The organism is Hymenobacter sp. DG25B (genome assembly GCF_000801315.1).
GTDB lineage: Bacteria > Bacteroidota > Bacteroidia > Cytophagales > Hymenobacteraceae > Hymenobacter.
On record NZ_CP010054.1, the window covers coordinates 1,942,083 to 1,965,459 of the forward strand.

Sequence of the window (23,377 nt, forward strand, 5' to 3'; positions counted from 1 at the left end):
CCCCCACATCCTTAAGACCCTACGTCCTCAAGACCCCAACAACCTTGAAAAAAATACAGCTCGAAATTCTGGGCCTTTCCTCCAGCCAGTCGCAATCCGGCTCGTTTGCCCTTATTCTGGGGGAGAAGACCGGCAACCGGCGGCTGCCGATTATCATCGGCATGTTTGAAGCCCAGAGTATTGCTATCCAGATAGAGAAAATCAGCCCCAACCGCCCGCTCACCCACGATTTGTTTAAGTCGTTTGCCGAGCACGTGCACGTGGTTATTCTGGAAGTAGTGATATCTGACCTGAAGGAAGGCGTATTCTACTCCAAGATTGTGTGCTCTGATGGGGCCAGTACCTTTGAGCTGGACGCCCGCCCTTCCGATGCCATTGCCATTGGTCTGCGTTTCGGCGTGCCGATTTACACCGTAGAAAGCGTGCTGAGCGAAGCCGGGATTATCCTTTCTGACCTCGACGAAACCGGCGAGGATACGGATGAGGACGACGAGGATGAGGACGATGACACCGGCACCCGGCCTACTCCCACGGAGCCGCGTGAGCCCACCGGGCAGGTTTCTCTGGACGAGCTGACCAAAATGCTGGCCCAGGCCCTCGAGAAAGAAGACTACGAAAAAGCCGCTAAAATTCGCGACGAACTCAATAAGCGGAAAGACTAATAGGCTTCCTGCATTTCCCGGCAATGGCTTCCTCCACAGGAAGCCATTGCTGTTTTAGGTTGATTCCCATCTTGAGGCAACCTTGTAACTTACCGCCCGCAACTGTTCTTTCGCTTATGTCTGAAACCGACCTTCGCTATCCTATTGGCCAGGCAGAACTACCTGCCGGCCCGCTTTCCTTCGGCGCCCGTATGGCCCTGATGGCCCAGATGGCTATGCTGCCCGACCAGGTACGGGCCGCCGCCGCTGGACTGACGCCGGAACAGCTGAATACCCCGTACCGCCCGGGAGGCTGGACAGTGCGCCAGGTACTACACCACCTGCCCGATTCCCACATGAATGCTTATATGCGTTTCCGGCTGGCTCTCACCGAAGATGTACCCACCATTAAGCCTTATGATGAAGGCGCCTGGGCGGAGCTGCCGGATGTAGCGGCCACCTCGGTAGGCGTATCCCTGTCTTTGCTGAATGCCCTGCACTCGCGCTGGACTACGCTTCTGCGCCAGCTAACCGAGGAGCAGTGGGCCCGCCGCTTCTACCATCCCGGCTCCCAAAAGGAATTCACCCTGGATCAGGCCCTGGCTATGTATGCCTGGCACGGACGGCACCACCTGGCCCATATTTCCAGCCTGCGCGACAGGGAAGGGTGGTGGTAAAAGCCAGCACCGTGAAAATAATAATTAATGTGCTTTGCCTGTTGGGGCTGGCCTTAGTATGCGCCTGTGGAGGTTTCGCGGGGCCTTATGGCTATGCCGAAAAAGTGAGCTCCACTTGCCCACGTGATACTCTTATTAATCGACTCATCCGCCTGAAAGCCGCCGGTCGGTATAATCATCCCTACTCCTTCCCGGATGGTCCCGCGACATATCCCTCTTATTACCGTTTTTACTTCTTTTCCCGGCAGTATAACTGCATTTTATTCACGGTTGTCAGGTCCGGCTTTAATAACGATTCAGCCATCCTACTAATCGGCGTTAAAGAACCAAGCCCTAACAGTGAGTGGACTGAGTTTAATCATGGCCTCGATAGTAAGCGGCAAAAAGCCCTAATCGAATGGTTTAATAAGGAGATAAAACCGGTTATTAATTGCCCGTGAATCAACTTCGGAATTGACTCAAATACCTTCTGTGAAAGCCTGCGCGATATAGAAGTGTAGTAAGGAACATATCAGTTTAAGCTCACCAAAAATAGTCTATGCGAGTATTCCTTTTGTTTATTGGTGTATGTGTAGGGGCAATAGTGTTGTGGCTGGCCTTTTACGCTTGGGGTCCTCCCGCCTGGATTGGATGGCGTAACAAACAGAATTCATACCAGGTAAAGCCCGGCATGACTTATAGGCAAGTCCTTGCTATTATGGGGCCTGCCGACCATAAAAGTACTTGCGGTGACACCACGTATACCTGTTATACCTATCGGACTCACCCTTTCGCTTCGGATGATATCTGCCTCACCATTGGCCCTGACAGCGTTGTCACAGGCATCAGCCATGGGGACTAAAAAGTAACTATTCGTATAAAGTAGCCGCATAAAAAAGCCCCTGACGCCAGCTGGTGTGTCAAGGGCTTTTTATCTGGATGAAGCAGGCTGAAAACCGGCCTATTTAGCTAAGCTATACTTCCGAAAGGGGTTCGTTAGCCAAAGCTTCCATACCACCGTCGCTGGTCTCTTCTACTTTCTTGGCGGCACGCACCAGGCTGCTGCTGAAAATGAATTCGCGGAGCTCGGGTACCTGAGCATTCAGGATTTCGTCCTTATTACCATCCCAGAGCTTTAAGCCTTTGTGTAAGAAGATAATATGGTCACCGATTTCAACCACGGAGTTCATGTCGTGGGTGATGACGACGGTGGTGATTTGATACTCGTGCGTGATTTCATGAATCAGCTCATCAATCTTGATGCTGGTGGCGGGGTCGAGGCCGGAGTTGGGTTCGTCGCAGAATAGGTAAGTACAGTTGGGAGCAATGGCGCGGGCAATGCCCACGCGCTTTTTCATGCCCCCGGAAATTTCAGAGGGCATTTTGTTGCCGGCGTTTTCCAGACCCACGCGCTTCAGGCAAAACTCCACCCTGTCCCGGCGCTCTTCTTTAGACATTTCCGGGGTGAGCATCTTCAGCGGAAACTCCGTGTTTTCATACACGGTCATGGAGTCGAAGAGGGCGCCGCCCTGGAACAACATGCCAATCTTGCGGCGGATTTCCTGCCGGATCTGCACCTTGTTGTTGGTGAAGATGGTGCCATCGAAGGTAATGCTACCAATATCGGGCTGCATGAGCCCTACAATGCATTGCAGCAGCACGCTTTTGCCGGTGCCGGAGCCACCCAGTACCAGATTGCATTTGCCCGTTTCGAACGTGCAGGTAATACCCTTCAGCACTTGGTTGCCATCGAAGGATTTCTGGACGTTATGAACTTCAATCATTTTGTTACGCTAATGGCTGGTGGCTAATAGCTGATGGCTATTGGGCTTTCAAGAGGAGGGACTACACAAGCTAACAGCCATCAGCTATCAGCCAACGGCCTGTTATAGGAGCAAGGCCGCCAGAACGTAGTCGGCAATGAGAATGGCAATGATGGAGTTGGTGACGGCGCCGGTACTGGCGGCACCTACTTCCAGTGCGCCACCCTTGGTGAAGTAGCCTTTGTAGGCGGAAATGGCGGATACCAGGAAGGCAAAAACCACGGACTTGATCAGGGCGAAGGTGATGTTGTAAGGAATAAAATCGGTGCGGATACCACCAATATACTCCTGCGCCGACATAGCGCCCGACAGCGTGCCGGCCAGATAACCACCAAAGATGGAAAGCCCCATGGCCATAATCACCAGCAGCGGAAACATCAAAATGGCGGCTACTACCTTCGGCAAAACCAGATAAGAAGCAGAGTTGATGCCCATTACTTCCAGCGCATCTACCTGCTCTGTAATGCGCATGGTGCCCAGGCCGCCCGCAATGCTGGAGCCTACTTTGCCCGCCAGCACAATGCTGGTTATGGTGGGGGCCAGCTCCAGAATGGTCATTTCGCGCACCATAAACCCGATGGTGGATTTCGGAATGAGCGGGTTGGTCAGGTTGTAGGCAATCTGCACGCAGGTTACGGCCCCAATAAAGGCCGAGACAATAGCTACGATAAAGATGGAGTCAACCCCAATCAGAATGGCCTCATCCAGCGTACGGGACCAAAGTACTCTCAGCCGCTCTTTGCGCGTGAGCATACTTTGCATGAAGAGAATAAAGGAGCCGAAGGTTTTGACCATACAATGTGAAACTATAGCAGAAAAGCGGAAACTTGCGCCGAAGCTGGTAGCAGCTGAGCAGCGGCCCGTAGCGGTTCGCTCCCCTTACGTAAAACCGATTCAACAAGTAAAGGAATGCAAAAATTAATCGTAGTAACGGGTGGCACCAAAGGAATTGGGCGGGCCGTTGTGGAACGCTTTGCGCAAGAAGGCCATGCCGTGGTTACCTGTGCCCGCTCGGCCGCCGATTTGCTCGTGCTTAGTGATACCATGGCGCAGAAGTATCCGGACGTGAGCGTGTACACGCTGGCCGCCGATCTGAGCCACCCCGCGACACCGCCCGCTTTCTGGATTTTGTGCGCAGCCTGAAAGGAGAGGTGGAAGTGCTGGTAAACAACACCGGCGGCTTTGAGCCCGGCCGCCTGCAGGACGAGCCCACCGACGGCTCCCAGCTGCGCCGCATGATTGACGTGAACCTGTACAGCGCCTACGATATTACGCAGGGCCTGCTGCCGGATATGATTGCGCGCCGCACGGGCCATATCTTCAATATGTGCTCCACGGCCAGCATCACCGCCTATACCAACGGCGGCTCCTACTGCATTGCCAAGTTTGCCCTGTATGGCATGACCAAAGTGCTGCGCGCCGAGCTGAGGGAGCACAACATCCGGGTAACGGCTGTGCTGCCCGGCGCCACGCTCACCAACAGCTGGGAAGGCACCGACCTGCCCCCCGAGCGCTTTATGTGCCCCGAGGACGTAGCCGACGCTATTTTCAGCGCCTACTCTTTGTCGCCCCGCGCCGTGGTGGAAGAAATCCTGATCCGGCCGCAGTTGGGGGATATTTAAGCCCGAAGCTTAGACCGGTTTACTTCTGGGTTTAAGCAATGCAGGCACTAATCTGCCTTCACCACTTTGCCTTTGCCGGTAACGGATACGGCTACTCCCGGCGGGTTGCCCGCGTAAAAAAGCGTGCCCGCACCGGCATGGGAACCGAATAATCCCCCCGTTACCAGCAGATGCGCATTGCCCGCGGTGGCCCGGTTTATTAGTACAAAGCTGTGGCGCGTGGTGAGGTCCTGGGCATAAACGGAACCCAGACCACCCAGCGTCAGGTGCAGGGAATCGGTGCGGCCTGCTACGCGAATATCGCCTAACTCATACAAATCCAGCCAGAGGTAGCGACTGTCCACTTGCAGGTCGAAGTCGCCGGCGCCTACTAGGTGACAGAAAAGCTTTTCCGCGCGGAAAGTGCCCTGGGTGCGCACGGTATTCTGGCCTTTTTGAAAAAGGTTGAGCAGAGTAGGAGTGTGCACGGTTACCTCGCGCGGCACATCGTAGCGGCGCACCCAATTGCAGCGGCTGGTATTCCGAATGGTGAGGGCACCGTCCTGCTCGGTCAGCTCCAGGTCTTCCTGCAGGTTCTGGCCGGTGCGCACCTCCGCAAAAGTGGCCGTATCCTGCACCAGCGTCACATCCACGTTATCGAAAACCGTGAGCGTGTGGAGGGGCGCCAGCTCCCGGCGGATGGTGGTTAGCTTGCCCGTGCTTTTAAAGCAGTCCAACTCATGGTCTGGCTGGCAGCCGGCAAGCAACACCCAGGCAAAGGTCAGCGTTAGCCAACTACTGAAAAGCGCCGCAGAGGCTCTATCTTGCGGCCGAAACGCAACCCGAAACATCTTCACGCAATGGACCTGATTGGCAAGGTAGCTATTCTCACGGGCGTCAGCAAAGGAATTGGCCTGGCTACGGCCGAGGCATTATTGGCGCATGGTGCTATTGTGGCAGGCTGGGGCCGCACCGCACCCAAACAATTAAAGCACGAGCGTTTCCACTTCTTTAAGTGTGATGTGCGCAAGGAAGCGGCCGTGATAAAAGCTTACGCCGAAACCCGCGAAAAGCTGGGCCAGGAAGTACACGTGCTGGTAAACAACGCCGGCCTGGGCATTTCCGGTCCCGTAGACGGCTTCGATTCCGACGACTGGCACCTCATGTTTGATACCAACGTGCACGGCATGTTCTACTGCACCAAAGCCGTGCTGCCGCAAATGCGCGAGCAGCAGCTGGGCCATATTATCAATATATCTTCCATTGCCGGCCAGCAGGGCATCGAGAAAATGGCCGGCTACTGTGCCACCAAGTTCGCGGTAAAGGGCTTCTCGCAGTCCTTGTTTAAAGAGGTGCGAAATGATGGCATTAAAGTAACGTGCCTGTATCCGGGCTCGGTGCAGACCAATTTCTTCGATGAGATACCCGGTACCGAAGCCAACGCCTCTATGATGCAGCCCGAGGACATTGCCGCCACCATTGTGCACGCCATTGAAACGCCCTTCAACTTCCACATTGTGGATATTGAAATGCGCCCTTTGCAACCCAAGAAATAGCCGTAGCGCGAAGCTCCAGCTTCGCGTATCGTTGGCCGATTCGCACCCGAGCCGGCCAACCTCAGCAACGATGCGCGAAGCTGGAGCTTCGCGCTACACCCTATGGTAGAAGTTCAACACCTGACCAAGCTTTTCGGGACTCAGGCCGCCGTCAACGATATTTCGTTCAGCGTGGGCAAGGGCGAGATTCTGGGCTTTCTGGGGCCGAACGGGGCCGGCAAAAGCACCACCATGAAAATTGCCACCGGCTACCTGCCGCCCACCAGCGGCACCGTACGTGTGGCTGATTTTGACGTGGTGGAGCACCCGCTGGAAGTGCGCCGCCGCGTGGGCTACCTGCCCGAGCACAACCCGCTCTATCTGGATATGTACGTGCACGAGTACCTCGATTTCATAGGCTCGGTGCACGGACTGAAAGGGCAGGAGCGCCGGCGCCGTGTGCAGCTAATGGTGGACCGGGTAGGGCTGGGCCGCGAGCAGAACAAGCTGATTGGGGCTTTAAGCAAGGGATACCGCCAGCGTGTGGGTCTGGCCCAAGCCCTGGTGCACGACCCCCAAGTACTTATCCTGGACGAACCTACCACCGGCCTCGACCCCAACCAGATTGGCGAAATCCGCCAGCTTATCCGCGAGCTGGGCCAGGACAAAACCGTCATCTTCAGCACCCACATTCTACCCGAGGTACAGGCGCTCTGCGACCGGGTAGTCATCATCAGCCGCGGCCAACTGGTAGCCGACTCGCCGGTGCGGGACCTGGGTGCTTTGGCCCAAGGCGAAACCATTATCCGCGCCGAGTTTGAAGGCCCGATTGACGCGGAAGTGCTGCGCCGTCTGCCGGAAGTAAAAGCAGTAGAGCCCGGCCCCGGCAACACCTGGCGCATCCGCACCGCCGGCACCACCGACCAGCGCGGTGCCATTTCCCGCCTCGCCGCCCAGCAAGGCTGGATTCTGCTGGGCCTGCGCCAGGAAGAACAGTCCCTGGAGCAGGTGTTTGGCGAATTGACCAAATAGAACGAAAAATCCCCTCCTTTTTTAAGGAGGGGTGGCCACAGGCCGGGGTGGTAAAATCGTTGTTTACTTGAATGACTTTAAGTCTTTTAGCTCTAGCTTAACCACCCCCAGCCCCTCCTTGAAAAAAGGAGGGGAGCTTAGTACTAAAACAGTTTACAAAAGCCTTAGATGCTCGCCATCCTTCGCAAAGAATTCAATGCCTTCCTCAACTCGCCCGTGGCCTATGTGGTCATTGGGGTGTTTCTGGTGGCTACCGGCCTGTTCGTGTGGGTATTCCCCGAAAGCTCCGTACTCGACTACGGCTTTGCCGACCTGCAGACGCTCTTCAACCTGGCCCCCTGGATTTTTCTGTTCCTGATTCCGGCCATTACCATGCGCACGTTTGCGGAGGAGAAGAAGGCCGGCACCATTGAGCTGTTGCTCACGCGCCCCCTCACCGATGGGCAGCTGGTAGGAGGGAAGTACCTGGCCTGCCTGCTGCTGGCGCTGCTGGCGCTGGTGCCCACGCTGCTGTATTACTTCTCCGTGTATCAGCTGGGCAACCCCGTTGGCAACATTGACTCGGCGGCGTTTGCCGGTTCTTTCCTCGGGCTGGCGCTGCTGGCGGCGGTGTTTGCGGCCATTGGCGTGTTGGCCTCCGCCCTTACCCGCGACCAGATTATTGCCTTTCTGGTGGCGGTGGTGGGCTGCTTTCTGGTGTATTCCGGGTTCGATTCGCTGGCTTCCCTGTTTGATGGGGCACTGGCCTACTACATCGGGCAGTTCGGCATTGCCGCGCACTACCGCGACATGAGCAAAGGCCTCGTGGACTCGCGCGACCTGCTCTATTTCTTCTCCATCGTGGCCCTGATGCTGGTTTCTACCCGCCTCGTGCTGCGCAGCCGCAACTGGTAACCGGACTTTCTGACGCATGGAAACTACTCCCAACGCCCTGCCCGCGCCCGTTGCCCCGGTTAAATCCCGCAAACAGCAGGACCTGCTCCGGTTCGGTCTGTTTGTGCTGGCGCTTTTTGTCCTCAACTTCATTGCCCAGCTCTATTTCTTCCGCCTCGACCTCACCGAGGATAAGCGCTACAGCATGGCCCCGGCCACCAAGCAGCTGCTGGAGCAGATGCCCGAGCCCGTAACCGTAACGGTATACCTGGCCGGCGACTTCCCGCCTGCCTTCCGCCGCCTGCAGCAGGCCACCCGCGAAACGCTGGACGAAATGCAGATACACGCCGGCTCCAAGCTGCGCTATGTTTTCGTCGATCCTGCGGCCGCTTCTTCCGAGGAAGCCCGCAACAAGGAATACCAGCGCCTGATCCAGAAAGGGCTGACCCCCACCAACCTGGGAGCCAATGAAAACGGCAAGCGCGTCGAGAAAATCATCTTCCCCTGGGCTACCATTACCGTGGGCAGTAAGGAGCAGAACGTGCTGCTGCTGCGCGGCAACCAGGCCGCCGCGCCCGATGTGCGCCTCAACCAAAGCATTGAAGGTTTAGAGTACGAAATGGCCAGCGCCATTCGGCGGCTGCAGCCCAGCACCCGCAAAGTTATTGGCATAGTAGAAAGCCACGGCGAGCTGGATAACCTGCAAATGGCTGATATGATTGGCTCCCTGCAGCGCGACTACAACGTGTACCGCGTAGACCTGAGCAAGGTGCCCAGCCTTAAGCCGCTGGCTGCCGTTATCATCGCCAAGCCCCAGCGCCCCTATACCGAGGCTGAGAAGTTTAAGCTGGATGAGTACATCACCCAGGGCGGCCGGGCCATGTTTTTCGTGGATATGATGCGCGTGAACCTGGACAGCGCCAACCGCGGCGGCATGCTCTCATTCCCCATCGAGCTGAACCTCACCGACCTGCTTTTCAAGTACGGCGCCCGCTTCAACGGCGACCTGATCCTGGATATCAACTCCGGTCTAATCCCTTTGGTAACGGGCGTTACCGGCAATAAGCCGCAGGTAGAGCCCATGCCGTGGCAGTTTTACCCCATCGTCAACTCTTTCAGCCCGCACCCCATCACCCGCAACCTGGATGCGGTGTACTTCAAGTTTGTGGGCACAATTGATACGGTCAAAGCCGCGGGCATTCGCAAAACGCCGCTCATGTTCACCTCCCGCTACACCCGCGTGCTGCCCGCGCCGGTGCCCGTAAACCTGAACGATGCCCGCCTGCCGCCCGACCCCAAACTATACACCAGCGGCCCCAAGCCCGTAAGCTACCTGCTGGAAGGTCAGTTTCGCTCCCTGTTCGCCAATCGTACCAAGCCTGGTACCACTGAGTTTCAGCCCGCGCAAACGGCCAATGCCCGCCCCGGAAAGATTCTGCTGATATCGGACGGGGACTTTGTGCGCAACGATGTAGATACCAAAACCGGCCGCCCCCTGCGTCTGGGCTACGACCGGATGGCCACCACCGAATTCGCCAACCGCGAGCTGGTGCAAAACGCCACCGACTACCTCCTGGATGAAACCGGCCTGATTGCCGTTCGCGGCAAAGAAATTACGCTGCGCCCGCTGGATAAAGTGAAAGTCAACGAAGAAAAACGCCGCTGGCAGCTGCTGAATATCGGCGCCCCGCTGGTGTTGTTAGCCTTGTTTGGGCTGGTGCGGGCATGGCTGCGCAAGCGGAAGTATGCCTCGTTTTAAATTTTTGACGTGATTGTATTTTATTAAATAGAATATATTTTATAAACATGAGTAATATTGTTATAACTGCTTTTTTCTTAATGTTTATTTTGAGCGGGTGCTACAACAATAAAATGATTCACTCTAGTGGCAAGAATGAAATTGTTTATTCTCTGCCACTGCCACGTGGGTTTAAAAGATTGGAGTCTGCAGATTATCATGGTAGAAAGCTTGTTAAGTTTAACTATCCAGACTCCTCCTGTGTATTTATTACGGATAAAAATGGTTATGTAGCTGATTTTATGTCCCTGAAATACGGAGACGGTATTTATGTCTTTGTTGCAACTGAGGACACTGTTAATATAAATGGACTATATAAAAATAAATATTGGAGAGAGATAAAAAAGAATAATGTAATTTATGGATATAGTAATGTTTCTGAGGATAGAAGAGCTGAATTTGATATGGTTATTAATAATATGAATATTCGATATCCTGAAAAGAAAAAGTAATAGATTCAACTCTTCAAGGATGTGAAGTCGACAATGGCGGCATTTCTAAGCCTCTAACTTACTCAGCAACATAGGCACAATAGTGTCACCTTCGGGCAGGCCCTGCTGCCGCCACAGCTCAATGCCACGGCGCACCAGCACAAAGGAGGGGAGCTGGGAGGCATGGAAACTGCTGACCACCGCCGGATGACTGGCCCCATCTATTTTAAGCACCCGAATGGCCGTGCCCAGCTGGCCCTGCAGCTGATCGAGGGAAGTTGTGATAGTTGCCGCCGTTTGCTTGCCTTCGCTGTTCAATGCCGGCGGCAGCAGCACCAGCAGTACTGGCGCATCAGGCGACGAAGGCAGCGGTTGGGATTGGGAGACAGTCATGAGCGGTAAGAAAAATTGTTGGCGTAAAATTGCCTTTCTGGCGTATCTATGACCATGATATTTGTCAGCTTGCTACTCGCTATTTGTCATATTCGTCGGATTAATTCCGAAGTTTGAGGAAAGCCCCCACGGTCATTTTCCTCCATTCCCCGCTACCGTCCGCTACCAGTACATGCCCACAAATCCTGTCAACATCGCCCTGAATGACGTTCTGATCAATCAGGCAGAAGAGTTTATAGGCATTTATGATGATGCCAGCGGCCGTTTTACCCGGGTCAATAAAGCGGGCGCACAGCTGTTGGGTTACCCATCAGAGGAAGCCTTTTTAGCTGATTTAGACGCCACCCCCCGGTTGCCAGCCCTGCCACCTACCTATTGGGAAGCCTTGCGTACGGAAGCCCGCCGGGCCGGCCGGCAGGAGGTAGAAACCGAAGTAAGTCGGCAGAACGGCGAATTGTTCTGGGGCAAGCTGCAGCTTAGCTTTTTAGAGATTGACGGCCGCGCCAGCTTTCTGGTGCGCCTGAGCGAGCAGGAGCGACTGCACCAGGCCGAGCGGGATCTGGCCCAGAGCGAGCGGCGCTTTGAGGCCGTTTTTTCCAATGCGACCATCGGCATCATCGTCTGCGACCGGCAGGGCAGCATCATATCAGCCAACCGCCACTCCCAGCAGCTGTTTGGCTATGCTGATAGTGAGTTGCTGGGCCAGAAGATAGAAGTGCTGGTACCCAATGCCATTGGCCGCCAGCACCAGAAGCTGCGGGAGTCCTTCAATGCGCAACCATCAGTGCGGGCTATGGGCCAGCACAGCGGCGACCTGCAGGCCCAGCGCAAAGACGGTTCTGTTTTCCCCGTAGAAGTTAGTCTGAGCTACTTTTATGAGGAGCAGGACCTGTATGTGGTTTCCTATATCCTGGATATCACCTTCAAGAAAAATGCCGAGCAGGCCCTGATTAATGAGCGCCAACGGGTAGAGCGCCTCAATACCGAGCTGGAGCAGAAAGTAGCCGACCGTACCCACGCCCTGCTCAACACCCTGGAACAGCTGGAGCAGCGCTCCGAAGAACTGACCATTGCGCTGGCCGCCGAGCAGGAGCTGGGCGAGCTGAAGTCGCGCTTTGTGTCTATGGCCTCGCACGAGTTCCGCACGCCGCTCACGGCCGTACTCACCTCGGCCACGCTCATTGAAAAGTACCCCGGCGGCGACCAGCAGGACAAGCGCCTGAAACATCTGCAGCGCATACGGTCCTCGGTGAACCACCTGAACGATATTCTGGAGGAGTTCCTGTCGGTAGGCAAAATTGAGGAAGGCAAGATAGAAACCCGTCCGGCCCGGCTGGATATGGCCGTGCTGCTCACCGATACCGTTACCGATGTGCAGGGCATGCTGAAAGCCGGCCAGTCCATTGATAAGCAGGTAAGCTGCCAGGAGCATGTCTGGCTGGACCCCTCCCTGATGCGGAAGATTCTGGTGAACCTGCTGTCCAACGCCATTAAATATTCCGGCGAGAATTCCGTGGTAACGGTGCGCGCCCAGTGCAGCCAGGGTCAGCTCACGCTCACGGTGCAGGACCAGGGCGTGGGCATTTCGGATGAGGACAAGGAGCACCTGTTTGAGCGGTTCTTCCGGGCCCGCAACGTCACCAATATTCCCGGTACGGGCCTGGGATTGTATATTATTGCGAAATATCTGGAGCTGATGCGGGGTACCATCTCCCTGGAAAGTAAGCTGCAGGAAGGTACCACCGTCACTATTACCATTCCCTATGACCACCATTCTGCTGATTGAGGATAACGACTTCATCCGGGAAAACACCGCCGAGATTCTGGAGCTGGCCGGCTACACCGTAGTTACCGCCGAAAACGGAAAAGTAGGCGTGGAGCAGGCCCTGGCCGCCCGCCCCGATCTGGTGATTTGTGATATTATGATGCCCGTGCTGGATGGCTACGGCGTGCTGCAGATTTTTAACCAGAACCCGCAGCTTTCCGGAGTGCCGTTCATCTTCCTCACAGCCAAAACCGAGCGCACCGACATGCGCCGCGGCATGGAGCTGGGCGCCGATGACTACCTCACCAAGCCCTTTGACGATACCGAGCTGCTGAGCGCCATTACCAGCCGCCTCAAACGCTTCCAGCACCTTAAACCCGACTACGACCTGCAAGGGGAGGGCCTGCACGAGTTCCTGCAGGATGCCCGCACTGTTGGCAACCTGGAAAGCCTGACTACTGACCGCAAAGTGTACCAGGTGCGTAAAAAGCAGGATATTTATTCTGAAGGCGACGAGCCCACGCGCTTGTACTTCGTAAAATCGGGCCGCATCAAAACCATCCGGACCACGCCCGCCGGCAAGGAGCTGATAACCGGCATCTACAACCCCGGCGACTTTTTTGGTTACATGGCGCTGCTGGAACAAACCCGCCACACCGACTCCGCGGTAGCCGTGGATGACTCCGCGCTGGTGTACATCCCCAAAGAAGACTTTACCCAGCTGCTGCTACGCAATGCGGAGGTTAGCAAGCACTTTATCCGGCTGCTGGCCGGCCGCGTGAGCGAGCGGGAACAGCAGCTTTTGGGCATGGCCTACAACTCCATCCGGCGGCGCGTGGCCGATACGCTGCTGCAAATGCACGAGCAGCTGGGCAGCGAGGAGGAAACCCCCATTCAGCTCTCCCGCGACGATATGGCCGCCGTGGTAGGCACTGCCTCAGAGTCCCTTATCCGGACGCTAAGCGAGTTTAAGCACGATGGGCTGATTGAGATGAGCGGCAAAGGCATTCGGGTGCTGCAGCCCGAGAAGCTGCGGCGGGCCAACTGGTAACTGCTAAACTCGTTGCTGGCACTGCCTGGGGCCTAAAACCACGGCAAATCAGGTAGCGGAAATGCCTGGAATTTCGTCCCGAAAATACCCCGCCATTTCCTATCTTTGTCCTCTTCCAAAAACGCCCGACAACCCGCCTCTTTATGAAGTTTATCGTCTCGTCTTCCGCCTTGCTCAAGCAACTGCAGAGCATCAATGGCGTGGTCACGAATAACCCCGTAGTGCCCATTCTGGAGAACTTTCTCTTTGAGATTGAGGACGGCAAGCTGACGATTACGGCCTCCGACCTGGAAACCAGCATGATGACCGAGCTGCCCGTGGAAGCCCGCGAAAGTGGCCGCATTGCCGCCCCCGCGCGCATTCTGCTGGATACGCTCAAAAACCTGCCCGACCAGCCCGTAACCTTCACGCTGGACGAGGAAACCTACACCATCGAAATCAGCTCGGCCAACGGCCGCTATAAGCTGGCCGGTGAAAATGCCACCGATTTTCCCCGCGTGCCGGTGGTAAAAGGCTCGGCGCCCATTGAAATTCCGTCGTCGTCGCTGGCCCGCGCTATCAACAAGACCATCTTCGCGGTGAGCACCGACGAACTGCGCCCCGCTATGACGGGCATTCTGGTGCAGCTGGCCGATAACCAGGTAACGTTTGTGGCCACCGATGGCCACCGCCTGCTGCGCTACCGCCGCCAGGATGTGGGGGCCGGTCAAACGGCTAACCTCATCATTCCGCGCAAAGCCTTCAACCTGCTCAAAAACGCGCTGCCCTCCGAGGCTACGCCGGTGCGCGTGGAGTTTAACCACTCCAACGCCTTCTTCTCCTTCAACCAGATGCGCCTGGTGTGTCGCCTGATTGATGAGCGCTACCCCGACTACGAAAACGTCATTCCGGTCAGCAACCCCAACAAGCTCATCATCGACCGGGCCGCCCTGCTGAACTCGGTGAAGCGCATTGCCATCTACTCCAACAAAACCACCCACCAGGTGCGCCTGCGCCTGGCCGGCTCGGAGCTGACGGTTTCAGCCGAAGATCTGGACTTCAGCAACGAAGCCAACGAAAAACTGGCTTGCCAGTACGACGGCGAGGATATGGAAATTGGCTTCAACGCCAAGTTCCTCATCGAAATGCTGTCGAATATCGACTCCGAGGAAATTACTCTTGAGCTGAGCACGCCCAACCGCGCCGGTCTGCTCATGCCCACCATTGCCGACGACAACGAAAGCATTCTGATGCTGGTAATGCCGGTAATGCTGAACAACTACGTGTAGCAGCGGGTTGAACTGCTCAACAACAAATAAAGTCGGAACGTCATGCTGAGCGCCGCCGCAGCATGACGTTCTTTTTTACTCTTACCTCCGATGAAAAAATCCGAAATCCGCTTCAGCATTGCCCTCGACGACCAGAAAGTACCCGAGGCCATCAGCTGGACCGCCACCGACGCCGGCCCCGATATTCACTTTGCCAAAGCCATTAACGTGTCTATCTGGGACCGGGACCAAGAAGGCACCATGAAAATTGACCTCTGGACCAAGGATATGCCCGTAGATGCCATGAAGTATTTCGTAGTGGATACCATTGGCTCTATGGCCGAAACCATTCTAACGGCCACCAACGATACCGTAATGGCGACCAAGATGCGCGAGCTGTGCGCGGAGCTTTCCAAGCACATCGACCAGGAGCAGAAAACGCAGAAGTAGAACTGGCAAATGCATAAAAAAGCCCCGTCTGAATCTTCAGACGGGGCTTTTTTTATGCATTCAAGGGTAGCTTACCGGCCACGCACGCTGCTGGCAGGGGTGCTACGCCCTTCTGGGCGGGCAGGCGCAATAACAGCGCCTTTGCTGCTGGCGGGCAGCGGCTCCTGCACCGATTTTACGAGCATGATATTGCTGGAACGAGCTGCATAGTCTTTATCATACTTGTAGAACACCGAGCGGGAGTCATAGTAGTTCGTGTACTGATCGGTAGAAAGTACCGAAGCCAGCTCCTTGTCACGCTCTTTGCAAACGCCTTTGCACTGCTCATCAATGAGCTTCTGGTTGCCGGCGTGCTTCTGCTCAATAGCAGCCATTTTAGCCACTTTGTCTTCGTTTATAGTACGCAGGCGGGAAGCCTGGTAACCGTTCAGGCGGAGCTGGCGCACCATCTGGTCGGAGAGGCGGTCGGCCCGGTGCTCTACGGCTGCCATGTTTAGGCGCGGTGAAGAGCTGGTTTTATCCTGCGTAGTGGTGATAAACGATTTCTGCTGGGCCTGAGCACTAATGCTAGTGGCCAGAAGCAAGGCGGCAATGGCAAGTGTATTACGCATAGTCAGGGTTCGTTAGCTGTGGTTGGTTTCCTACCGAAAGCTGCACCTGGGCTGGTACAGTTTCCGATAAATTACTATCCCTTAACGAAAAACTGTGCCAAGGAGTTCGGCCAGATGAGCTTTGACCCGGCTATGGCCTCTACCAACGCCACCGGAAAGTAGACGAACCGGCCTGGCTGCTACCAGGTGTTCTTCCACATCATAGACTCCACCGGCTTGTCGGTGCGGTCGTTGTACTTGGCGTTGGCCTTGCGGTTGTAGAAGGTTTCCACATCACCCTGCACCACAAAGTAGATCAGCTGGCCAATGGGCATACCGGCATACACGCGCACCGGCATGGAAACGCTGATTTCCAGCGTCCAGGTGTTGCAGAAACCAATGTCGCCTTTGCCGGCGGTAGCATGAATATCAATGCCCAGGCGGCCTACGCTGCTTTTGCCTTCCAGGAACGGCACGTGCGCGTGGCTCTCGGTATACTCCTCTGTTACGCCCAGATACAAGGTGCCGGGCTCCAGCACATAGCCTTCTGCCGGAATTTCAAAGGTCTGAATCTCATTGTGCTGGCGGGCGTCCAGCACGGCGTCGCGGTAGGTAGCCAGATAGCGGCCCAGGTGCACGTCGTAGGAATTGGTGCCGAGACAGGCCCGATCATACGGCTGGATAACAATATTGCCCCGCTCCATTTCGGCGAGAATCTGCTGATCGGTGAGAATCATGACTGGCTTTTGAAGTAATACTTACGCTTGTTCTTCTTCCTCTTCGTAGCGGTCTTCGCGCAGGCCGGAGCTGCGGCGCGGCGCCACGGTTTCTTCTGCCTCCGGCTCCTCTTCTCCATACGACGTCAAGGTATCCAGGCGGCCGCGCAGCTCCGGAATGGTTACCAAGGTAAGGCGCCCCACCAGGAAAAGGGAGGTGCCGGCCAGCAGCAGGGTCAGGTAGTCGAGCCAGCCATACTGGGAAGGTGCTGCCGGTGTGCTGGCTGCCGGGGAGGTTACGGTAGTGGTGGTAGTGGTTTCCTCCGGCTGGGGCGTAGTATCCTCTAATGGAGCGGCAATAGTGGCATCTACATCGGCGGGCGGCACGGCGGCGCCGTCGGCGGTGGTTTCGTCGGGGGCGGGGTCTGCGGAGGCGTTAAACTGCGCCGTGGCCTGCTTAATCTCCCGTTGCAGGGCCCGAATCAGCGCCACCCGCTCGTCGCGGGGGAGGTTGTGAATAAAGAACTCGAAGTTTCGGTCCAGCAGAATACTGTTCAGCTGCTTTTCAAACTCGGCCAAATCCGTGCGCCCTTTGCCAAAGCGGGCTTTGTAGCGCTCGGCAACGCCGTTGTAATTCTGAAAGAGCGTGTGCAGGTCGTCGCGGCCGGGGAAGTCATCGAAAGCGCGCCGGTCTTTGGCTGTACGCAGGTTCACCGGGAATTTTCGCCGCGTAAACGACTTGTCGTACACAGTTTCCATGGTGCGAAAATTCAGCTCGTCTACGGTGCGGTCGAAGAGGCGCTTGTTATCAGCGGCCGGTCCGTTCAGCTGCGCCCATAGCAGGGAAGGCAGCAGAATCAGCAAAAAAACCGGAAAAAGAAAGCGGAAACGTGGCATAAGACGAAGCAGATTTGCCCGCAAAGGTAACCGGTTGCTGTCGTGGTTGGGAGCCATAGCAAAAAAACTGTCATCCCCAGCGTGGCCAAGGATGACAGCTTCAGAAGTGCCGCAGGAAAATTACAGCCCGTGGGCTTCTATCAGCGACTCGCGGCAGGCCGTGAGGTAGCGGTCGGCCAGCTCATCGGTAATGGCGGTAGAAACAAACAGGGCCTCAAACTGCGCCGGTGCCAGGTACATGCCGCGGTGCAGCATGGCCCGGAAATAACGGCCGAAGGCCTCGGTGTCGGAGGTTTTGGCGCTGGCCAGGTCCGTTACGGGCTGCGCCGTGAAAAACAGGCTGAACATAGAGCCTACCTGATTCACGGTGTAGTTCAGGCCCAGGTCAGCGGCAATCTGACGGGTGCCGTCCGCAATGCGGGTGCTGATGCGGTTGAGCTCCGTATATAGCTCCGGGTGCTGCTGCAGGTAAGTGAGCTGGGCAATGCCGGCGGCGGTGGCAATGGGGTTGCCGGAGAGCGTACCGGCCTGGTACACTTTGCCCGCGGGGGCCACATTATCCATAATATCCTGACGGCCGCCGTACGCGCCCACTGGCATACCACCGCCAATGATTTTGCCCAGCGTGGTCATGTCCGGCTTGATGCCATAAAGCTCCTGCGCGCCACCGGGGGCCAAGCGGAAGCCCGTCATCACCTCATCAAAAATGAACACAATGCCGTGCTCGGTGCACAGCTCGCGCAGGCCTTGCAGAAAGCCCGCGGCGGGCTCTACCAGGCCCATATTGCCCACTACGGGCTCAATAATAATGGCGGCAATCTGGTTGGGGTTGGCGGCAATGGCGCGCTCCACGGCTTCCAGGTCGTTGTAAGGCACCGTGAGCGTGTCTTTGGCTACGCCTTCGGTCACGCCGGGGGAGTCGGGCGCGCCCAGGGTGAGGGCGCCGGAGCCGGCGGCAATCAGGAAGGAGTCGCCGTGGCCGTGGTAGCAGCCTTCAAACTTGAGAATCTTGTCGCGGCCGGTAAAGCCCCGCGCCACCCGAATGGCCGACATGGTAGCCTCGGTGCCAGAGTTCACCAACCGGACCTTCTCAATGCTGGGCACCATCTGCTTGATGAGCTCGGCCATTTCCACTTCCCGCTGGGTAGGCGCCCCGAAGGAAAGCGAATTGGGAATGGCCTGCTGCACGGCCTCCAGCACAATTTCCGGGGCGTGGCCCAGAATCATGGGTCCCCAAGAGTTAATGAAGTCCAGGTACTGGTTACCGTCCACATCCGTCAGCCAGGCGCCCTTCGCCGACTGCATGAAAACCGGATGGCCGCCCACGGCCCGGAAGGCCCGCACCGGCGAGTTTACCCCGCCGGGAATATGCTGCTTAGCCCGTTCGAATAACGCGTTGCTGGTAGAAAGCGTGAGCTCAGGAGCCGAAGAAACAGAAGGATTCATATCGAAAGAGAATTCAGGTTGCAAAAGAAAGCGGGCAGGGGCCTTTGGGGTTACCGGCCATCCACCGGGTTCAGAACTTCTACCTCCATGCGCTCCAGCTTGGTGATGGGCACATACTGGTTATCGTGGCCACCCGCGGGGTAGCCGATACCCTGAAACAGCGTGCCCGAAACCGGACCGGAATTGGCCAGCTGGTTCTGGAAGGTAGAGCCATACTCGTGCAGGCGGGAGCCAAAATAGTATAACAGCTCAAACCCAATGCTGGAAAACACAGAGGGCGGCAAATGCTGCTGCTGCAGGTAAAGCTGGCGGAAGCGCCGCACGCCCGGCGCCGTTTTGTCCAGGTAATGCGGATACACCAGGTATACGTCGCGCGCATCCAGCTGCTCCATCGAAATCCTGGCATTTTCCAGCCAGGAAGCAAACGTAATCAGTGGGAGGCGGGCGCCCTGCGTTTGCAGCAAACCCAGCGTGTAGGGGCCGGCTTTGCGTCCTTCGGAGGCCATTACCAGGTGGCCAACGGTCTTCAGATCGATACCCGCAAAGCCCTGGGCCAGGGACTCATCTACATCAGAATTGATGCGGCGCAGTACCTGCACTTTGCCGCCCAGCGCTTCATAGGTGGTTTTGTACGTTTCGCCAAAAGCCTTTTCGTCCTTGTTGTCTTCGTATAAAACCACCGCCGTGCGACCGGGGAAGTTGTTGTAGGCAAACTGGGCCGCCTGCCGGGCCTGTGTTACCGAGCTGGGCTCGTAGAGATAATGCCAAGGGTTATCCAGCACCAACTCGGCATCCTGCGACAAGGGATTTATGGTGATAATCTGATGCTCGAGGGCAAAGCGGGCCAGCAGTTTGCTGCCTGACTTGTACACCGGGCCCACAATCATATCCATGGCGGCCAGCTCGGGCATAGCCAGCAGGCGCTTCAGCTGCAGGGTATCAGCACCAGTATCGTAGGCGAAGAGCTGCAGGGGGCGGCCTTCGCGCTGCAAAGAGTCCTGGGCCAGGCGCATGCCGGCGTACAAATCGGTTACAAACTGGAGCTTGCGCTGCTTTTCCCAGCTGGGGTCGTTCAGCTCGAAGGGGAGGAGCACGGCCACATTGTAGCTGCTCTTTTTCTGCGGGCGCACGCGCGGGGAATACCGGGTGCGGTCCAGAGAAAACTGGTTAATCAGCTGTTCCAGCTGGGCTTTATCGGCCTCGGTGTACCAGCCGCCCAGCACCAGCTTATCGGCGTAGGCAGTGGCCAGGGTGGCATCCTGCGGGTAGCGGCGCACCATATTCTGAAACAGGGCTTTGTCTTTGATGCGCGGCAGATAGGTGGCCTTCAGCGCGGTGCGCTCGGTTTCCAGTTTGCCGGCCGGAATCTGCCCCAGTACGCGCAGGGCATTATCCACTTCGCCCTGCTCAAAAGAAATCTGCCCCTGCAGAAAATAGGCCTCGGCCAGCGCCGGCCAGGTGGGGTACTCACTGCGCAGCAGGTTCAGCATCTGCTCGGCCTCGGCCCATTTCTTGGCGCGCGTGGCGGCTACGGCATACAGATAAGCCGCCTCCGGCGCACGCTTAAACTTAGCCGAGGGCACGGTAAGGGGTTGCAGCTCCTGCATGGCCAGCTCGTAGCGGCCCTGCTCAATGAGCAGCTTGCCGTTTTGGTAGCGGGTATTTTGGTCTGAGGAGCGCAGATTGCCTGGCAGGGGTGGCTGCGCCTTGGCAATGGCCGGTTTGGCTGGCGCCGAGGCTGCCTTTTTAGTTGCCGCCGGTTTAGCGGGCGTAGTAGGGGCCTTAGTTGTTGCAGTAGAAGCGCTGGGTTTAGAAACCGGAGTATCTTTTCGAATGGCAGATGGCTGAGCCTGCACCGAGAAGGCTAGGCTTAATCCAATACCAAAGCTCGCGAACCGCAACGTCATAAAATGCCTCATGGGAGGACCAGAATGAAAGGATGAATCGAAGGCAAACAGCCATTCAATTAAAAGTGCCGGACAAAGGTACGTAGTATGCTGCAGGAAGATGGCGGGGGTGGAGAGTTGCTGCGAACTACCCGGCGGAGTCCGCCATTTTTTCACCTTAGCTGAATACCTGTATTTTGCGCGGTAACTTCCCCACTACATGCATCTTACTTCCTCCACTTTGCCTGCTATGTCGTGGCAGCGCCTGCTGGCGCGCCGCCGCTACCCCGACCAGCCTCAGCTGCACCTGGTGGCCGATATGCCCGTGGTGCGCGGCGCCTTTGTGGCCGATTACGACCGGGTCGTGTTCAGTTCGGCCTTCCGGCGGCTGCAGCGCAAAACCCAGGTAATGCCCCTGCCGGAAACCGATTTTGTGCATACCCGCCTCACCCATTCCCTGGAAACGGCCTGCGTGGGCCGCTCCCTGGGCCGGCTTAGCGGGCGAAGACTGATGGAAGCCGATGCCGACCTGGCCGCCGCGCTGCCCACTCTCGACCAGGATTTCGGCGACATTGTAGCCGCTGCCTGCCTGAGTCACGATATCGGCAACCCGCCCTTTGGCCACTCGGGTGAGGATGCTATTTCGGCCTACTTCACCAGCCGGGAAGCCGAGCGGTTTATCACCGGGCTTTCGGCGGCGCAGCAGGCCGATTTGCAGCATTTTGAGGGCAACGCCGCCGGGTTTCGGGTGCTCACGCATACCTATCCGGCGCACAGCACCGGCACGGCGGGGCTGGGACTTACCTATGCCGTGCTGGGTGCTTTTACCAAGTATCCGCGTCCCTCTATGGTAGAGGATAAAGCCCGTACGGGCGGTACCAGCGAGAAAAAGTACGGCTACTTTCAGTGCGAGAAAGGTCGCTTCCGGCACGTGGCCGAGGAGCTGGGACTGCTGCCGAAAGGGGAGGAGGGCGCCGGCTTTTACCACCGCCACCCGCTGGCGTTTCTGGTAGAAGCCGCCGATGACCTCTGCTACCGCATCATCGATTTTGAAGACGGCCTCAAGCTCGGCCTCATCGACCACCACCACGGCCTGAAGCTGCTGCGCCGTATGCTCAACGACCCGCCCACCCGCCAGGCCAGCGTGCAGTGGCACGACTGGCGCGAGGAGCTGGGCTACATCCGCGCCCGCCTCATTGGCAAGCTGGTGGATGAAGTGTCGCAGCGCTTTGCGGAGCATGTGCCCGCTATGCTCACGGGCCAGTACGACCAGCCCCTGGTGAAAGAGCTGGAGTGCTGGCACGAACTGCAGGAAGTACAGATGCTATCCGTAGAAAAGCTCTACCGCAGCCGCCCGGTTTTAGAGATTGAAGCCGCCGGTTTCGAGGTGCTCGGTGGGCTGCTGGATGCTTTCCTGCACGCCACATTCGATGCCCAGCGCAGCCACCGCAGCCGCAAGCTCCTGGATTTGCTGCCCATGCAATTCCGCGCCATGGGTCCGCAGGCGGAGCTGCCGGCTTACGAGCAGATTATTCTGCTGACCGATTTTATTGGCGGCTTATCAGACCAGAATGCACTGGCATTGTATCGTACTATTAAGGGTATTGATTTGCCGAAGGGCTTCTAATCGTTGCTTTAATTTGCCTGGGGGCTTCTCGGTGAGGCGGCCCACGCCGTGAGTAAGCTGTCAAGAAATTGATGGCTGGCAGCTAAAAGATGTCTCCCGGCAGCTATTTCTTTTGCTGATTGCACCCACTCGCCCGGCACAAGGTCGTGCGCCTCATGCTCCAGCATGGCGGCCAGAATTTCAGCCGTTACTTCCGGGTGAAACTGCAGGCCAATCACGCGCTGCTGCCAGCTAAAAGCCTGGTTGGTGCAGGCTGCGGAGGAGGCCAGTAGCCGGGCGCCGGGTGGCAGGGAGAATATTTCCCCGTGCCAGTGCAGCGGCGTAAGAGAAGCAGGAAACTCGCCCGAGAAAAAGCGGTGGGCTTCCTGAGAAAAATGAATCGGGAAAAAGCCTATTTCCGGCGCCGGGCCATCGGAAACTGTGGCGCCTAAGGCTTCGGCAACAAGCTGCGCCCCCAGGCAGATGCCCAGCACGGGAAGGCCTCCGTCTATTGCCCGCCGGATAAATTGCTTCTCCTCGCGAAGCCAAGGGAACAAGGCCTCATCATGGACGCTCATTTCACCGCCCAGCACTACCAGCACATCCAGCTCTGTTAAATCAGGGAAAGCCGGAGCCGGAGCATGCAAATGCGTGAAGGTTAGCCGGTGCCCTTTATCTGCGGCCCATTGGGCTATATAGCCCGGGCCTTCAAAGGATACATGCTGAAAGATGTGGAGCTGCATAGAAGCTAAGGCGAATTGTAATGATGCAAAGTACCGCAAAGGTATCGTGGCACGGGACCGGAGCAGCCGGCTTTTCCGGAGTACTTCGGCTTAAAACCAAGTGGAACAAAGGCTGCTCTACCTGTTGGCTCGCCACCGGCCAGCACCAGGTCCTTGTAATGCAACAAGCCGTTTCAGCTGGCTGAAACGGCTTGTTG

23 protein-coding genes and 1 pseudogene are annotated in these 23,377 nt (G+C 56.9%); 14 read left to right on the forward strand and 10 right to left on the reverse strand.

Annotation, left to right across the window (positions count from 1 at the left end; genetic code table 11):
• Positions 1 to 44 precede the first annotated feature (44 nt).
• The 3 genes from PK28_RS08250 (at position 45) to PK28_RS21325 (ending at position 2,159) form a co-directional block, all read left to right on the forward strand.
• On the forward strand, positions 45 to 662 hold the full coding sequence (locus PK28_RS08250) for a bifunctional nuclease family protein (protein ID WP_044513275.1): 618 nt from the start codon (positions 45 to 47) through the stop codon (positions 660 to 662).
• 116 nt (positions 663 to 778) lie between these two features.
• Positions 779 to 1,318 (forward strand): YfiT family bacillithiol transferase, encoded by a 540-nt coding sequence (locus PK28_RS08255; RefSeq protein WP_044513277.1) that lies wholly within the window; start codon positions 779 to 781, stop codon positions 1,316 to 1,318.
• Between the two features lie 697 nt (positions 1,319 to 2,015).
• Entirely contained in the window at positions 2,016 to 2,159 is a 144-nt protein-coding gene (locus tag PK28_RS21325) for a hypothetical protein (protein ID WP_410471234.1), read from the forward strand.
• Positions 2,160 to 2,271: 112 nt separating this feature from the next.
• Here the strand turns inward: PK28_RS21325 and PK28_RS08260 are convergent, their stop codons facing one another.
• Both PK28_RS08260 and PK28_RS08265 read right to left on the reverse strand, forming a co-directional pair.
• Complete coding sequence (locus tag PK28_RS08260) at positions 2,272 to 3,081, reverse strand: ABC transporter ATP-binding protein (RefSeq protein ID WP_044513279.1); 810 nt, start codon at positions 3,079 to 3,081, stop codon at positions 2,272 to 2,274.
• A 102-nt stretch (positions 3,082 to 3,183) separates the two neighbouring features.
• A complete protein-coding gene (locus tag PK28_RS08265) occupies positions 3,184 to 3,915 on the reverse strand; it encodes an MlaE family ABC transporter permease (protein WP_044513281.1) in 732 nt (243 codons plus the stop codon).
• A gap of 114 nt (positions 3,916 to 4,029) precedes the next feature.
• Between PK28_RS08265 and PK28_RS08270 the strand changes: the two are divergent.
• Positions 4,030 to 4,742, forward strand: a pseudogene (locus PK28_RS08270) (SDR family oxidoreductase).
• 47 nt (positions 4,743 to 4,789) lie between these two features.
• Here PK28_RS08270 and PK28_RS08275 read toward each other — a convergent pair.
• Complete coding sequence (locus PK28_RS08275; protein ID WP_044513284.1) at positions 4,790 to 5,458, reverse strand: GIN domain-containing protein; 669 nt, start codon at positions 5,456 to 5,458, stop codon at positions 4,790 to 4,792.
• Between the two features lie 123 nt (positions 5,459 to 5,581).
• Here PK28_RS08275 and PK28_RS08280 point away from each other — a divergent pair, with 123 nt between their 5' ends.
• From PK28_RS08280 to PK28_RS08300, 5 genes are all read left to right on the forward strand, one after another.
• Positions 5,582 to 6,277 (forward strand): SDR family oxidoreductase, encoded by a 696-nt coding sequence (locus PK28_RS08280; RefSeq protein ID WP_044513286.1) that lies wholly within the window; start codon positions 5,582 to 5,584, stop codon positions 6,275 to 6,277.
• Positions 6,278 to 6,379: 102 nt separating this feature from the next.
• Entirely contained in the window at positions 6,380 to 7,288 is a 909-nt protein-coding gene (gene gldA, locus PK28_RS08285) for a gliding motility-associated ABC transporter ATP-binding subunit GldA (protein WP_044513288.1), read from the forward strand.
• A 168-nt stretch (positions 7,289 to 7,456) separates the two neighbouring features.
• The gene (gldF, locus tag PK28_RS08290; RefSeq protein WP_044513292.1) at positions 7,457 to 8,182 is read left to right on the forward strand and encodes a gliding motility-associated ABC transporter permease subunit GldF; all 726 of its coding nucleotides are present in this window, start codon (positions 7,457 to 7,459) and stop codon (positions 8,180 to 8,182) included.
• Positions 8,183 to 8,198: 16 nt separating this feature from the next.
• Positions 8,199 to 9,920, forward strand: coding sequence for a gliding motility-associated ABC transporter substrate-binding protein GldG (gldG, locus tag PK28_RS08295; protein ID WP_044513294.1), 1,722 nt, complete (start codon positions 8,199 to 8,201; stop codon positions 9,918 to 9,920).
• Positions 9,921 to 9,967: 47 nt separating this feature from the next.
• Positions 9,968 to 10,411, forward strand: coding sequence for a hypothetical protein (locus PK28_RS08300; protein WP_156126310.1), 444 nt, complete (start codon positions 9,968 to 9,970; stop codon positions 10,409 to 10,411).
• 45 nt (positions 10,412 to 10,456) lie between these two features.
• Here PK28_RS08300 and PK28_RS08305 read toward each other — a convergent pair whose 3' ends face one another.
• Positions 10,457 to 10,783, reverse strand: a complete 327-nt coding sequence (locus PK28_RS08305; protein ID WP_065814134.1) for a thioredoxin domain-containing protein — start codon at positions 10,781 to 10,783, stop codon at positions 10,457 to 10,459.
• Positions 10,784 to 10,955: 172 nt separating this feature from the next.
• On the opposite strand from PK28_RS08305, the gene PK28_RS08310 reads away from it, so the two are divergent.
• The 4 genes from PK28_RS08310 (at position 10,956) to gldC (ending at position 15,296) form a co-directional block, all read left to right on the forward strand.
• Positions 10,956 to 12,569 carry a sensor histidine kinase gene (locus PK28_RS08310; RefSeq protein WP_044513299.1) on the forward strand — a complete coding sequence of 538 codons (1,614 nt, stop codon included), beginning with the start codon at positions 10,956 to 10,958 and terminating at the stop codon, positions 12,567 to 12,569.
• Positions 12,547 to 13,599: a response regulator gene (locus tag PK28_RS08315; protein ID WP_044513302.1), complete on the forward strand. Its 1,053-nt coding sequence runs from the start codon at positions 12,547 to 12,549 to the stop codon at positions 13,597 to 13,599. Before PK28_RS08310 ends, PK28_RS08315 begins: the two co-directional genes overlap by 23 nt.
• Positions 13,600 to 13,742: 143 nt before the next feature.
• A complete protein-coding gene (gene dnaN, locus PK28_RS08320; RefSeq protein WP_044513304.1) occupies positions 13,743 to 14,867 on the forward strand; it encodes a DNA polymerase III subunit beta in 1,125 nt (374 codons plus the stop codon).
• Positions 14,868 to 14,957: 90 nt separating this feature from the next.
• Positions 14,958 to 15,296 carry a gliding motility protein GldC gene (gene gldC, locus PK28_RS08325; RefSeq protein WP_044513307.1) on the forward strand — a complete coding sequence of 113 codons (339 nt, stop codon included), beginning with the start codon at positions 14,958 to 14,960 and terminating at the stop codon, positions 15,294 to 15,296.
• A gap of 71 nt (positions 15,297 to 15,367) precedes the next feature.
• Here gldC and PK28_RS19540 read toward each other — a convergent pair whose 3' ends face one another.
• From PK28_RS19540 to PK28_RS08350, 5 genes are all read right to left on the reverse strand, one after another.
• Positions 15,368 to 15,907, reverse strand: coding sequence for a DUF4890 domain-containing protein (locus PK28_RS19540; RefSeq protein ID WP_052430544.1), 540 nt, complete (start codon positions 15,905 to 15,907; stop codon positions 15,368 to 15,370).
• A gap of 179 nt (positions 15,908 to 16,086) precedes the next feature.
• Positions 16,087 to 16,623, reverse strand: coding sequence for a dCTP deaminase (dcd, locus tag PK28_RS08335; protein ID WP_044513310.1), 537 nt, complete (start codon positions 16,621 to 16,623; stop codon positions 16,087 to 16,089).
• 21 nt (positions 16,624 to 16,644) lie between these two features.
• Positions 16,645 to 17,499, reverse strand: coding sequence for a hypothetical protein (locus PK28_RS08340; RefSeq protein ID WP_044513312.1), 855 nt, complete (start codon positions 17,497 to 17,499; stop codon positions 16,645 to 16,647).
• 120 nt (positions 17,500 to 17,619) lie between these two features.
• Positions 17,620 to 18,945: a glutamate-1-semialdehyde 2,1-aminomutase gene (gene hemL / locus PK28_RS08345; RefSeq protein ID WP_044513315.1), complete on the reverse strand. Its 1,326-nt coding sequence runs from the start codon at positions 18,943 to 18,945 to the stop codon at positions 17,620 to 17,622.
• Positions 18,946 to 18,995: 50 nt separating this feature from the next.
• Positions 18,996 to 20,852, reverse strand: a complete 1,857-nt coding sequence (locus PK28_RS08350; RefSeq protein WP_048825764.1) for an ABC transporter substrate-binding protein — start codon at positions 20,850 to 20,852, stop codon at positions 18,996 to 18,998.
• Between the two features lie 199 nt (positions 20,853 to 21,051).
• Between PK28_RS08350 and dgt the strand changes: the two genes are divergently transcribed.
• On the forward strand, positions 21,052 to 22,458 hold the full coding sequence (gene dgt, locus PK28_RS08355; RefSeq protein ID WP_048825766.1) for a dGTP triphosphohydrolase: 1,407 nt from the start codon (positions 21,052 to 21,054) through the stop codon (positions 22,456 to 22,458).
• Between the two features lie 8 nt (positions 22,459 to 22,466).
• Here dgt and PK28_RS08360 read toward each other — a convergent pair whose 3' ends face one another.
• Positions 22,467 to 23,180: a type 1 glutamine amidotransferase gene (locus PK28_RS08360; protein ID WP_044513320.1), complete on the reverse strand. Its 714-nt coding sequence runs from the start codon at positions 23,178 to 23,180 to the stop codon at positions 22,467 to 22,469.
• Positions 23,181 to 23,377: the final 197 nt, after the last annotated feature.

Excerpts from the sequence above, each read along its gene's own strand:
- PK28_RS08255 (WP_044513277.1), top strand. The coding sequence starts at position 779 with ATGTCTGAAACCGACCTTCGCTATCCTATTGGCCAGGCAGAACTACCT.
- PK28_RS21325 (WP_410471234.1), top strand. The coding sequence starts at position 2,016 with ATGGGGCCTGCCGACCATAAAAGTACTTGCGGTGACACCACGTATACC.
- PK28_RS08260 (WP_044513279.1), bottom strand. The coding sequence starts at position 3,081 with ATGATTGAAGTTCATAACGTCCAGAAATCCTTCGATGGCAACCAAGTG.
- PK28_RS08265 (WP_044513281.1), bottom strand. The coding sequence starts at position 3,915 with ATGGTCAAAACCTTCGGCTCCTTTATTCTCTTCATGCAAAGTATGCTC.
- PK28_RS08280 (WP_044513286.1), top strand. The coding sequence starts at position 5,582 with ATGGACCTGATTGGCAAGGTAGCTATTCTCACGGGCGTCAGCAAAGGA.
- gldA (WP_044513288.1), top strand. The coding sequence starts at position 6,380 with ATGGTAGAAGTTCAACACCTGACCAAGCTTTTCGGGACTCAGGCCGCC.
- gldF (WP_044513292.1), top strand. The coding sequence starts at position 7,457 with ATGCTCGCCATCCTTCGCAAAGAATTCAATGCCTTCCTCAACTCGCCC.
- gldG (WP_044513294.1), top strand. The coding sequence starts at position 8,199 with ATGGAAACTACTCCCAACGCCCTGCCCGCGCCCGTTGCCCCGGTTAAA.
- PK28_RS08300 (WP_156126310.1), top strand. The coding sequence starts at position 9,968 with ATGAGTAATATTGTTATAACTGCTTTTTTCTTAATGTTTATTTTGAGC.
- PK28_RS08305 (WP_065814134.1), bottom strand. The coding sequence starts at position 10,783 with ATGACTGTCTCCCAATCCCAACCGCTGCCTTCGTCGCCTGATGCGCCA.
- PK28_RS08310 (WP_044513299.1), top strand. The coding sequence starts at position 10,956 with ATGCCCACAAATCCTGTCAACATCGCCCTGAATGACGTTCTGATCAAT.
- PK28_RS08315 (WP_044513302.1), top strand. The coding sequence starts at position 12,547 with ATGACCACCATTCTGCTGATTGAGGATAACGACTTCATCCGGGAAAAC.
- dnaN (WP_044513304.1), top strand. The coding sequence starts at position 13,743 with ATGAAGTTTATCGTCTCGTCTTCCGCCTTGCTCAAGCAACTGCAGAGC.
- gldC (WP_044513307.1), top strand. The coding sequence starts at position 14,958 with ATGAAAAAATCCGAAATCCGCTTCAGCATTGCCCTCGACGACCAGAAA.
- PK28_RS19540 (WP_052430544.1), bottom strand. The coding sequence starts at position 15,907 with ATGCGTAATACACTTGCCATTGCCGCCTTGCTTCTGGCCACTAGCATT.
- dcd (WP_044513310.1), bottom strand. The coding sequence starts at position 16,623 with ATGATTCTCACCGATCAGCAGATTCTCGCCGAAATGGAGCGGGGCAAT.
- PK28_RS08340 (WP_044513312.1), bottom strand. The coding sequence starts at position 17,499 with ATGCCACGTTTCCGCTTTCTTTTTCCGGTTTTTTTGCTGATTCTGCTG.
- hemL (WP_044513315.1), bottom strand. The coding sequence starts at position 18,945 with ATGAATCCTTCTGTTTCTTCGGCTCCTGAGCTCACGCTTTCTACCAGC.
- PK28_RS08350 (WP_048825764.1), bottom strand. The coding sequence starts at position 20,852 with ATGACGTTGCGGTTCGCGAGCTTTGGTATTGGATTAAGCCTAGCCTTC.
- dgt (WP_048825766.1), top strand. The coding sequence starts at position 21,052 with ATGCATCTTACTTCCTCCACTTTGCCTGCTATGTCGTGGCAGCGCCTG.
- PK28_RS08360 (WP_044513320.1), bottom strand. The coding sequence starts at position 23,180 with ATGCAGCTCCACATCTTTCAGCATGTATCCTTTGAAGGCCCGGGCTAT.